The organism is Pedobacter sp. D749, from assembly GCF_019317285.1.
In the GTDB taxonomy this organism is placed as follows: Bacteria; Bacteroidota; Bacteroidia; order Sphingobacteriales; family Sphingobacteriaceae; genus Pedobacter.
The window spans coordinates 5,758,191-5,770,251 of record NZ_CP079218.1; the positions used below are offsets into that span (position 1 = coordinate 5,758,191).

Annotated in this window: 10 protein-coding genes; 5 read left to right on the forward strand and 5 right to left on the reverse strand. The window is 38.0% G+C overall.

Annotated features, from left to right (window positions below):
• Window positions 1-122 precede the first annotated feature (122 nt).
• Entirely contained in the window at window positions 123-2,543 is a 2,421-nt protein-coding gene (locus tag KYH19_RS23710) for an OstA-like protein (RefSeq protein WP_219077013.1), read from the reverse strand.
• Window positions 2,544-2,608: 65 nt separating this feature from the next.
• Here KYH19_RS23710 and tilS point away from each other — a divergent pair, with 65 nt between their 5' ends.
• The 4 genes from tilS (at window position 2,609) to KYH19_RS23730 (ending at window position 6,462) form a co-directional block, all read left to right on the forward strand.
• Window positions 2,609-3,940, forward strand: a complete 1,332-nt coding sequence (gene tilS / locus KYH19_RS23715; RefSeq protein ID WP_219077014.1) for a tRNA lysidine(34) synthetase TilS — start codon at window positions 2,609-2,611, stop codon at window positions 3,938-3,940.
• A complete protein-coding gene (locus KYH19_RS23720) occupies window positions 3,941-4,429 on the forward strand; it encodes a hypothetical protein (RefSeq protein WP_029282618.1) in 489 nt (162 codons plus the stop codon).
• A 189-nt stretch (window positions 4,430-4,618) separates the two neighbouring features.
• Window positions 4,619-5,761, forward strand: coding sequence for an N-acetyl-alpha-D-glucosaminyl L-malate synthase BshA (bshA, locus tag KYH19_RS23725; protein ID WP_219077015.1), 1,143 nt, complete (start codon window positions 4,619-4,621; stop codon window positions 5,759-5,761).
• Between the two features lie 254 nt (window positions 5,762-6,015).
• Window positions 6,016-6,462 (forward strand): KTSC domain-containing protein, encoded by a 447-nt coding sequence (locus KYH19_RS23730; protein WP_029279950.1) that lies wholly within the window; start codon window positions 6,016-6,018, stop codon window positions 6,460-6,462.
• A 286-nt stretch (window positions 6,463-6,748) separates the two neighbouring features.
• Here the strand turns inward: KYH19_RS23730 and KYH19_RS23735 are convergent, their stop codons facing one another.
• From KYH19_RS23735 to KYH19_RS23750, 4 genes are all read right to left on the reverse strand, one after another.
• Entirely contained in the window at window positions 6,749-7,480 is a 732-nt protein-coding gene (locus KYH19_RS23735) for a phytanoyl-CoA dioxygenase family protein (protein ID WP_219077016.1), read from the reverse strand.
• Window positions 7,481-7,484: 4 nt separating this feature from the next.
• Window positions 7,485-7,979, reverse strand: coding sequence for an SRPBCC domain-containing protein (locus tag KYH19_RS23740; RefSeq protein WP_219077017.1), 495 nt, complete (start codon window positions 7,977-7,979; stop codon window positions 7,485-7,487).
• Between the two features lie 18 nt (window positions 7,980-7,997).
• On the reverse strand, window positions 7,998-9,107 hold the full coding sequence (locus KYH19_RS23745; protein WP_219077018.1) for a lactonase family protein: 1,110 nt from the start codon (window positions 9,105-9,107) through the stop codon (window positions 7,998-8,000).
• Window positions 9,108-9,394: 287 nt separating this feature from the next.
• The gene (locus tag KYH19_RS23750; RefSeq protein WP_219077019.1) at window positions 9,395-10,978 is read right to left on the reverse strand and encodes a pseudouridine synthase; all 1,584 of its coding nucleotides are present in this window, start codon (window positions 10,976-10,978) and stop codon (window positions 9,395-9,397) included.
• A gap of 263 nt (window positions 10,979-11,241) precedes the next feature.
• Between KYH19_RS23750 and KYH19_RS23755 the strand changes: the two genes are divergently transcribed.
• Window positions 11,242-12,024, forward strand: a complete 783-nt coding sequence (locus KYH19_RS23755; protein WP_219077020.1) for a lytic transglycosylase domain-containing protein — start codon at window positions 11,242-11,244, stop codon at window positions 12,022-12,024.
• Window positions 12,025-12,061: the final 37 nt, after the last annotated feature.

Below are 12,061 nucleotides of genomic sequence, written 5' to 3' on the forward strand. Positions count from 1 at the left end.
TTTCCCAGACTATTAAATTATGATGGGTCGTCATTTCGACCGTAGTGGAGAAATCTTTGAACTTTTCATCAAAAGATTTCTCCATTCCGCTGCGCTTCAGTCGAAATGACGATCACACTTATTTACATTTTACCAACTGCCTTTTTCACTTGAGCAGAATCTTTTTTCACTTGTACTGAGTCCTTTTTCGGTAGGATGGGTTTAATGCCAGAATTGGTTGCGTCTGCCTGTTTAGTTTGAGGTAATTTCTTATCTACATTTAAGCTGTCTTTTCCCAATGTATTTTTCGGTTTAACCGCTGGTGCTGATGATTTATTTGCCGGAGTTGTGGTTTTAGCACCAGCCACAGTTTTACCTGCAATTGCTTTTGCCTTTGCTTTAGGCTTAGTTTTACCCGAAGAGCCTATGGCATCTTTTTTTGATTTCGGACGTTCAGTCGGTTTCCATGAAAATCCTTTCAAAACATGATCTTTTGCAATCGTATTTTCGGGATTCAGCGCCCCTTCTATCCCCTTGATATAAACAATTTCTTCAATGGCATTTTCATTATCCTTAAAAAGGAACTTTATCCTGCTGCTTAGGGTTTGGTTCATTTCTTTATACACCTTGGTGCTGTCATCCTGGGTATAATAAATACTTTCGGCATTACCATCTACATAAAGGGTCTTAAATTTTCCATTCGTAAAGAAACCCGTCATTAATCTTCCTTTTATTTGATTAAACCTTAAAGAATCTTTTGGTGTATTTACTAAAAATGCGTTCCTGAATGCCTGTAAGTTATTCAGTTTTTTATTCTTGAACTGTACAAATATCGTGTCGCCAACTTGCTGAGAGCCTTCCGACCAGAGGATAGGGTTGCTGTAGCAACGTAAGGTAGAATCGGCACTGGTGTAGAACAGACTATCGGTTTTGGCCTGTATATTCGTTTTAAAAATTTTAACGCCGTGGTAAGCCTTGATAATACGCGTTTGAACAGTGTCTGCTGGGTTAAATTTGGTCGTGTCAGTTAATGCTCCGGCTTTTAAATTCCCCAGAACTTTTGTTAAGCTATCTTTAGCGCCGTATTTTGTTAGCTTCTTTTGCTGGCTATCGATTTTTGTTTTTGAAATTTTCTTTACAATTGGTGAAGCCCCGTTGGTAATCTTTTTTTGCAAACTATCGATTGTGCTTTTCGATACATTTTTTGTAATCGCATTGGCTTTATCAGCCAGCTTTTTCATACTATCAGTTTTAAGTTTAGGCAGGTTTTTGATAATGGAATCGGCCTTGTTCTTTAAAAGATTATTTTTATGTAAACTATCGGGATTAAGCTTGGGCATTCCTTTGCTAAGTGAGTCTACTTTCGATTTTAAACTATCGACGCTTTTATCCTTCAGGTTAAGCAGGTCTTCCGTATCGGCATCGCCTTTGTTCTTTTTCTTTTTATCAGCCTTGCCATTTTTACGCTTATTTCTGTCTTCTTTTTGGATAGATTCAGCTTCAGGTTTATATTTTGGCTCCCCTTTTCCTTTCTTTTCTCCGGTATCTTCATCATCCTCGCCAACCTGATTGTCGGCTTTAATCGAAATTTTAGGGACTAGCTTCAAGGTTTTTTGCAGTACCATCTGCGTTTCTAAGGTATCGGCGCCCATCCATAAACTGTCTGGTCTTTTTTTATTCTTCACCATGACCGAATCTTCGGTGCCAATTCCCAGGTAAGCATTTCGGGTAACCAATGTCCTTTGATCCAGTTTATAGTAATAGCCCAAATCGCCGAACATTTTCATCTTATCTTTCGTGTCAGAAAAAACAATGTTTTTAACCGCCTTGCCAACCCCCTGCTTACCATAGTAATATAAGCTATCGCCTTTTAAAGAACGCGTACCTTGTGTATAAAGATTTTTCTTTCCAAAAAAGGCATCTTCCGTTGCGGTATTGTATTGGCCATTCTCTGTATACAGGTTGTCATCCTTGCCCTTGATATTGGTTGGCCCATAAAAATAGGTCCATTTATCCTGGGTATTGTAGCTCATGGTATCAGATTTGATGGTTGATTGAGGCGTTACTACCACCACATCATATTTAAAATAAGCTACGTTTCTTCCGCTAAAATAATAACCGTTTTTACTGGTAAGGGTTACATCTTTATTTACAATTTTGCCTCCACTGGTATAAGTTCCTATTTTGGTGAGTGTGTTGTAATCTAAAATATTAGTGGTTAAAGTTGAGGTTGGGTCTCTCATCACCACATTTCCTGTTAAATGTGCCTGCTTTTTATTTCCATCGTATTCGAGCTGATCGGAATAGATATCTGTATTTTCTTGATGGATATGAACACTTCGATAAGCCTCAAAATAATTTCTTTCGCTATAAAAAATAGCGCTATCGCAAGTTAGGGTCGCATTGTCTTGTTGGAAAACCGGATTCCGTAAATAGCTTACCTTATTTTTAACATCTCCTGTTATCTTGGAAAACGAAACGATTTTAATCTTCGAAGCAGGTTGCTGGCCGAATAAAAATACTGGACTGATTAGAAAGAGTAAAAAGACAAATAGTTTTTGCACACTACAAAGTTAGTTTTTTGTTCCGAACGTTCGGAATACCAGTTAAAATTAAATATTTTTGGTGGATGTTACCCGTTAAACAATTTCAGGATTTTATTGAACAGCAGCAGCTGTTTGTTCGGGCTAACAAGATTCTTTTGGCCGTAAGCGGAGGAGAAGATTCGGTATTAATGTTGCATTTGTTTAAAGCAATAGGCATTGATGTTGGTGTGGCACATTGTAATTTCAATTTACGGGCTGATGAAGCACAACGCGACGAAAGTTTTGTTGCACTATTGGCCAAAAATTTGGAGTTACCTTTTTATGTAACGCATTTTGATACCAAAAAATATGCGGCCGAAAATAAAATTTCTACCCAGATGGCCGCACGCGATCTCCGCTATAACTGGTTTGAAGAAATTAGAAGTAAAAAAGGCTACGATTACATTGCCCTGGCACAACATCAGAACGATGCGGTCGAAACGGTACTCATTAATCTTACCCGCGGTACCGGTATAAGTGGATTGCACGGTATTTTACCTAAACGGGATTTACTGATCAGGCCCTTGCTCTTTTTAAACCGGCGGCAGATTGATGAGTTGGTAAAGGTTAATAATTTAGATTTTGTAGAAGATAGCTCGAACGCAAGTATAAAATACACCAGGAATAAAATCAGATTACAGGTAGTACCGCATTTGCAGGAAATCAACCCTAATCTCGAAAAAACATTTGCTGAAAATATTGCACGCTTTGCTGAGCTGGAGACTTTTTTAAATATCCAGGTCCAGAAAATTGCAAATAAAATTCTAAATAAAAGGAATGATGGCATTTATATTCCTTTGGATGAGATTTATAAATTAAACCCGCAAAAGCTACTGCTTTACGAGTTGCTTAAGCCTTTTAATTTCGGCGAAAATGTAGTGCAGGAAATTTTAGATAGTTTAAAGGCATTAAGTGGTACACACTTTTTTAGCGCTACCCATCAAGCCATTATCAATAGAAATGATCTGGTTATTGTTGAAAAAAATATATCGGTCACTGCTAATCAATTTATCCATCCAACAACAGAAAACATTGCTTTTGCCAATGATGAAATTTCGCTGACGTTTACCGATATGGTAGAATTCGAAATTAATTCGAATAAAGCATTTGTTAATGCCGATAAATTAATTTTTCCTTTGGTACTAAGGAATTGGCAAAATGGAGATAAATTTATTCCACTGGGCATGCGTAATCTTAAAAAGGTAAGTGATTATTTTATCGACGAGAAAGTTCCCCTACATCTGAAAAGCGTCACCCCAATTCTGGTTAACGGGAACGGTGAAATTGTTTGGATTGCAGGTATGCGGCAAGACAACCGATATAAATTAACTACAGCAACAAAAAAAGTTGCTATATTCGAACTCAAAATTAAATAAGTGGAAAGCAAATACGCCTATATCGAAAAACAATACATCGGCCGCGATTATGTGCGCATTTTCATCAGGCTAATTATGGCTGCTTTCTGTTTTGCCGCTTACGTTTACGAGCGCGATCGCGACAATACGCAAGATTTGTTCCTCGTCGTAGGCTTCGGGATTATTGGGGTTTCTATGCTTTTGCTTTTCCTTATTCAGTACAAAATTGTGGTGGATAATGGTAGCATGATCCTGGATGGCCTTTGGACAACCAAGCGTGTTAAGATCGATCTAAATAGCATTGTTGATGTGCGTAAGGCAACTTATAGCCGTTATTTTTTCAATAATCCGGTTTACAACCTGCACACAAAAGGTACAATCCGCTTTTATTCATCGGGTAAGGATGCAGTGGTTTTAACCGATAGAGATGGCCTGGAATATTTTATTGGTACCCAAAGGCCAAATGAACTATTCCTTGTTATAAAAGAAGAAATGCGCAACCTTAAATAACTTTATTTCATTTTCCGTCTACTCATTTTTATATAATTGTTTCTGGTTTTGGCCCTGATGTGATACCTATCTGATGTATCGCATTGTGAAGGAAAATTAATAATCGCATCTTATTACATTATTGCAATAAACCGACACGCATTATAGATTAAAATCGGCTACATTTGCGGTAACAACAATACATTTACGATGAAGATAGGAATTGTTTGCTACCCCACTTTTGGCGGTAGTGGAGTAGTTGCAACAGAACTTGGTAAAGCACTTGCTAACGAGGGACACCAGGTTCACTTTATTACTTATAGTCAGCCCGCGAGGCTCGATTTCTTTTCTTCCAATCTGTTTTATCACGAGGTATCAGTAAGGGATTATCCACTTTTTGATTACGCCCCATACGAATCGGCGCTGGCCAGTAAACTGGTAGATGTTGTTCGGTTTGAACAATTGGATGTGTTACACGTTCATTATGCCATTCCACATGCATCTGCAGCTTTTATGGCGAAGCAGATTTTAGCGAGTTATGGCCTTCATATTCCGGTAGTAACCACTTTACATGGTACCGATATTACTTTAGTGGGTAAAGATCCAACCTATAAACCTGTGGTTACTTTTTCTATTAATCAAAGCGATGGGGTAACTACAGTGTCGGAAGATTTGAAAGAAGATACCTATAATCATTTTGAGATTACTAAAGAAATTAAGGTCATCCCAAATTTTATAGATTTTTCGCGATTCAGTTTACAGGCAAAAGGACACTTTAAAAAAGCGATTGCACCAAATGATGAACGCATTTTAATCCATACCAGTAATTTCAGAAAAGTGAAACGTACAGCTGATGTGATCAGGATTTTCGAAAAAGTACAAGCAGTTATTCCATCAAAACTATTAATGGTAGGGGATGGGCCAGAACGCGCCTATAATGAGCAGCTTTGCAGATCGTTGAATATTTGTGAAAATGTAAGGTTTTTAGGTAAGCAAGATGCCGTAGAAGAAATCCTGTCGGTTTCAGATCTTTTCTTAATGCCGTCAGAATCTGAAAGTTTTGGTTTGGCAGCATTAGAGGCTATGGCTTGTAAAGTGCCCGCAATTACCACCAATGCCGGCGGTTTACCCGAACTTAATATTGATGGCTTTTGTGGTTACATGAGCAATGTTGGTGATGTAGAATCGATGGCGGCCCATGCCATTGAAATTTTAAAAGATGATGAAACGCTTAACCGTTTTAAAGAAAATGCGTTTAAAAGGGCACAGGATTTTGATCTGAAAAAGATCCTGCCGATTTATGTTAGCTATTATAAGGAAGTAATCGAAAACTCTTTGCAAGCTAAATATTAACAATAAGGCTCACTTTATATTTAACCACAGATAAAAAGGATGTTTACAGATGATAAATCCGTATTTATCTGTGGTTAAAAAACTTAAGTATTGTATTGGGAATTCCCTGGCTGATGATCCATATTAGTAATATTTAAGAAAAGTAAACTTTCTCTAAATCAAATGATTATAAATCGTATCTTTGCAGCCTGAAACGGTTTGGAGGATAAATATTCCTAAATCATTTCGACAAAATTAAAAATAGGTTATCCCAAATGAAGAAAATAGTTGATTACAGAAAGCTTTTGAGTGTAGATAAAAATGCTGAATTAAAAGAGCTTAAATCTGTGTACCGTACATTGATGAAAGATTGTCACCCTGATAAATTTCAGCAGGAAGAAGAGAAATTAGATGCAGAAGCCAGAAGTAAAGAAATTATCGAAGCTTACCATTTCCTGGTAAGTATTGCGCCAGAAACACGCGAACAGAATATCGAAACGTACACGCAAACTACAACATTATCGAATATTCAGGATTTTGAATACAAACAACAGGTTTTAAATATCCAGTTTTTTGATGGAAGTGCTTACGAATATTTCGATGTTCCAAAAGCAATCTATGTGAAATTGGTTAACGCCGATTCGCCAGGTCGTTTCGCCCGCAGACATATCTTTAATGAATTCCCATACCGCAATGTAGCCAGAGTTGCAGAACCGGCATAATAAGCGATATTTATAATATTTAAATGGCTCCAATGACAATTGGAGCTTTTTTTTATTCCTTAATAGCCGATAATATTAGTTTTCTATATCGTTTGGTGCTATAAAGATACTGAGCTAAACTACCATTGAAAGGTTTAGGTAGAACGGTCGTCATCTCGACTGGAGTGTAACGGAATGGAGAGATCTTTGAAGCCAGTTAATTTAAAAGATTTCTCCACTGCGGTCGAAATGACGATTTATCTTAACCTGTCATCCCAAGCCCCTTGTTTTTTCTAAAACTGAATTCTCATGATGACGTGCGATCAAAATCAAGGTATTCCGACCATTGTAATTCTTTGGGCAGCGTCTGATTGCTAAATTCAAGATGAATTACCCTTCTTTTTTGATTGTTTGTTGTTCTGCTCGAGCTATGCAGGAGCAACGGTTTCATAACCATAAGGCCACCCCGCGCTACATTGCAGCTAACTTCTTTTTCGATATTCCAGTCGATCGTTTCGGGCCTGTAGATGCCTTTACTGTGCGAATTCGGAATTACTTCTAGCGCACCATTCTCTTCATTGGTATCATCAAGGTGAATGCGGATGGTAAAATTACTTTCAAGGATATTTAGCGGTGGCTGTACAGCGAACTGATCATGTTTCTTAGTGTAAGGGCCAAATCCTGGAATTTCTACTTTCTGGTTAACAGAAATAGTCAAATCCTGATGATAAGAAACAAACCAATTCGAAGTTTCGGGTTTGTCGAAGTAGATTGATTTAACAAGAAAATAATCTTTGCCAAAAATCTCTCGTATGATGGCTTTTAGTTTTTTATTGAAAATTAGCTCAATAGTTCCTGGAACTTCTTTTAAAAATTGGCGTATTGCAAAAAGATCGTCTGATTTCTTAAATGTTTCTTTTTTGGTATCTGCTCCGTTAATAGCCGCCTGGATATCTTGAATTTCCTGATCTGTAAATACATTATCAAGCACGGAAAATCCTGATTCCTTAATTTCTTTTTCCTTAATTGTTGAATCCATCACCTCAATTATTCAACATGGGTTTAAAGCGGTTATCTTTATTTCTCAAATCCAAACCGCCTTCATAAACGGATTTAAAATTAACCAGGTAAAAACTCCAACCATTATGACAACCCAGGCGGATGTTCCGTTTTGAATGATCATCTTCAGGGATATTCTTTTGGGTCAATTCTACAACGGTATATTCAAATTCTTCATGCAGCTTGATCTCAACCAAACAAGCTCCGGCAAAAGTAAACTGAAAATAATCCTTGCCATTTGCTTCGGTTACCGTTCCATTTTCGATATGCTCATAAAGGTACCAGATCCATTTATACCGATCGCCTTTAAGTGCGTTCTGCGTTTTACTGAGCAGTACTTTATTCTCGTCAGTAAAGGACGCATCGCTTAAAAACCATTTTTCAATTTCAATTGCTTTTGTCCAGGCGTTGTAGATGTCCTCAACTTTTGCTTTAATGGCGATTCTGATAGTGAATTTCGTCCAATCGAAGTTTTCCATTGGCTAAATTTTGGGTGATTAATTAAATACTAAACAAACCGGAGCACCAACATCGATCCTTTTGCCGCTATCGGTTAATTTACCGGTTGTTTTGTTTCGGTTAAAAATAACAATGTTATTCGTATACTGATGTCCGATCAATAAGAATTTTCCGGTCGGATCAATCGTAAAGTTTCTTGGCCCTTTTCCCAGGGTACTTACCGTTTCAATAAATTTCAATTTTCCGGTAGATAAAATAGAGAATGCAGAAATGCTATTGGCATCGCCACGGTTGGTTTCGTATAAGAATTTTCCATCAGCCGAAACATGGATATCTGCGCCATCAATTTTTCCTGTAAAATCTTTCGGCGTGGTGCTGATCTCCTGGATTTTGGTCAAACTTCCATCTGCATAAGCAAAAACAGTTATGTTGCCGTTAAATTCGTGCGCTAAATAGGCAAATTTTCCATTCGGACTAAAAGTAATGTGCCTCGGGCCAGTACCTGCATTGGTTTTTATAACCGACTTTACCGTTAATATTTTTTCTTTCGCGGTTGGATTATAATTGTAAATATAAGTTTGATCTTCGCCCAGATCGTTAACAATTAAGTATTTATGATCTGGTGTAAATTTTGTCATGTGTACATGAGCGCTTTCTTGTCTTCCTTTCGGATCAATGCTTTTTCCGGTATGTTTGATGATCTGCAAAGCCTCTGTTAAAGCCCCGTCAGCTTTTCGTGAAAATACCGCTAAGCTACCACCACTATAATTGGCTACAATTACATTTTTGGCATCAACGGTAATAAAGCAGGGATCAGCACCATGACTGTCAACTTTGTTTAAAAAAGTTAAATCGCCTGTTTTGGCATCATATTTAAATGCGCTTACCGTACTGGTAGCTCCGGTTTCGTTAACGGTATAAATAAATTTGTTATCAGGTGAAACGGCTATGTAACTTGGATTAGCAGTGTTTTTTGTAATGCTTTTTATCTTGGTAACAGCTGTTAAAGTATTAAAATCGTAAGTGTAAATTCCTTCGCTTTTTCCTGGTGCAGTATAGGTGCCGACAATGAGATTATAGTTGGTTTTTTGAGCGAAACTAAGGGTCGATAGCATAGAAAGAATAAGCAATGAACTGAGTTTTTTCATGAAACGATGATGTTGATTTTAACAAATATAAATAAAGTTGGCCACGGAGGCACAGAAAACACGGAAGATGTTTTTTAGTTATCGTCCTCGTTTGTAACGAGGATGAATGAGAGATGCATTTTTAATGCATGTTCATTGCTGGGCGATACAATCGTCTTTCTCCTGCATCCTCGTTAAAAACGAGGACGATGGAGAAAATCAAACTCTGGAACGCTGTGCTTTCTCTGTGCGCTTTGTGGTAAAAAATAGCAGTATAAAAAAAGGCAGCCAATTGGCTGCCTCATGTATTATTTTATTAAATGTTTAATCTGAATCAATTCATGTTCTTCAAGATAGCGCCATCTGCCACGTGGTAGGTCTTTCTTGGTTAAATTGCCATAAACAACGCGGTCTAATTTTTCTACATTATAACCTAAGTGTTCAAAAATACGGCGAACAATCCTGTTTTTACCACTGTGGATCTGGATACCGATTTCTTTTTTGGTTCCACCTGCAACGTAAGAAATGTTATCTGGTTTAATCAGACCATCTTCTAATTCTAAACCAAAAGCAATTTTGTTCAAATCGCCTTGTGATAAAGATTTATCCAGTTCAACATTGTAAATTTTAGTGATACCGTTTTTAGGGTGTGATAATTTATCAGCCAAATCACCATCGTTTGTCATTAACAACAAACCTGTGGTATTTCTGTCTAAACGTCCAACTGGATAAATGCGCTCGCGGCTGGCTTTATCAACCAACTGCATTACCGTACGGCGTTCCTGTGGATCATCAGTAGTGGTGATGTAATCTTTTGGTTTGTTCAATAAAACGTAAACCTTTTTCTCACGTTTTAATAATTCGCCGTTGTAACGAACCAAATCCTTTGCAGGGTCTACTTTATGTCCGAGTTCAGTAACAGCTTCACCATTTACGGTAATAATGCCGGCAATAATTAACTCATCGGCTTTACGACGAGAGCAGATGCCTGCATTTGAAATATATCTGTTTAGACGGATTAGGCCTTTATCTTCGTTTGTTTTGCGGCCTTGGGCAATAACAGTGCGCTCCGGGCGGTTAAATTCTGTATCTCTTGGCTGTGCATCCTCGCGTTTTCTAAACGGGCGGGTGTCGCCTTCCCTTGGCTCTCTGGGTTTTACATCTCTTGAACTTCCAGCACTTGGCTTGAAATCGTCTGATTTGCCTCTTGATTTGTAATCTTTATATCCGCCCTCTCTTGGTTTGTAATCCCTCGATCCCTCGTCCTTAGATTTGAAATCGCGTTCACCTGTTCTTGGTTTATAATCTCTCGACCCACCTTCTCTTGGTTTAAAGTCGCGGTCGCCAGTTCTCGGTTTAAAATCTCTCGAATCTCCATCCTTAGATTTGAAATCACGCTCTCCTGTTCTTGGCTTATAATCTCTTGCACCACCTTCTCTTGGTTTAAAATCCCTGTCTCCTGTTCTTGGTTTGTAGTCTCTTGATCCGCCTTCTCTCGGTTTGAAATCACGGTCGCCGGTTCTTGGTTTGTAATCTCTCGATTTACCTTCTCTTGGTTTAAAACCACGGTCCTCTCCTGCTGAATCTTTAGATTTAAATTCACGATCGCCGAATTTGAAACTCTGTGGTTCCGAATCTTTAGATTTGAAATCACGTCCGCCTGATCTTGGTTTGAAATCTTTTTTGTCTCCGAAAGATTTTGATTTGAAATCTTTACTGTCTGCGCTTCTAGGTCTGAAGCCTTCTTTTGAATCGGATGATTTTTTGAATTTACTGTCTTTGTTGTCTGATCTTTTTCTGTCAGACCCGGCCGAACTACTTCTGCCTTCTGTTCTCCGACTGTCTGATTTGGACTTGTCATCCCGACTGTTCCTGTTGTTTTTATTTATCATGATACGCTTTTAACCGCATTAAAAATGCGGGCTGCAAATTTATGAAAAAATGATGAACATAACAATTCTGAGAGCTGAAAAATTAGATAAAAAAATAGCCTCTAATATAGGGAAAATTGACTGAAAAACAAAAATTAAAATCCACGTTTAAAGCGCTTTAAAGGTCGATTTCTGCGCTTATTCTTGTAACTATTTGATAATGTGCTTATTATTTTTTACCTTTGCCAGCGTTTTTATATAAGTTCACCAAAAAAAGGAGGAAAATGTTAAAGAAACACATCGTACCATTTGCGGTAGTGGCAACACTATTTATCTTGGCAAAAGTGTTCGCTTACCAAATGCCCTTAGCACAAAAAAGTCTTTTAAAAGAAGAAAAATTAAACACTACAATACCCAAATCTGATAGCCTAAAAGTAGAAAAAGAGGAAGCTCCTCAATCTTTAATGGCACAGTTGAATTTCGCGGAAGAAACCCTGCCATTAGGCGATAAAAAGGTAGAACGCAAAATGAAAAAAATTCTTGCAGCACACACTTACGGAAATACCCAAACCAACCGCCTGCATGCAAAAGCAGCAAAATGGTTTCCTGTAATTGAACCCATTCTCGCTGCTTACGGAATCCCGAACGATTTTAAGTATTTGGCTTTGGTCGAATCTGGAATGGCAGAAGGGGTTTCTCCAAAAGGTGCAGCCGGAATCTGGCAGTTTATGCCCGGCACAGCCCGTACCTATGGATTAAGAGTAAATGGGGATGTTGATGAACGCTATAATTTGCGCAAATCGACCATTGCAGCCTGCAAATACATTAAAGAAATGTATAAAGGTTTAGAAAGCTGGACATTGGTAGCTGCTGCTTACAATGTTGGCGACGGACGCTTACGCAAGCAGATCAATAATCAAAATCAGGATAATTACTACAAAATGAGGCTTAACCGCGAAACCGGTGGCTATGTTTATAAGGTGATTTCTATGAAACAGATTATGGAACATCCGAAACGTTACGGTTACGCAAAACCGCGCGTATTATTGGCCTACAACGCCGAATAATATAATTAAGATAAAGACAAGCATTTGGTAAGGCGTC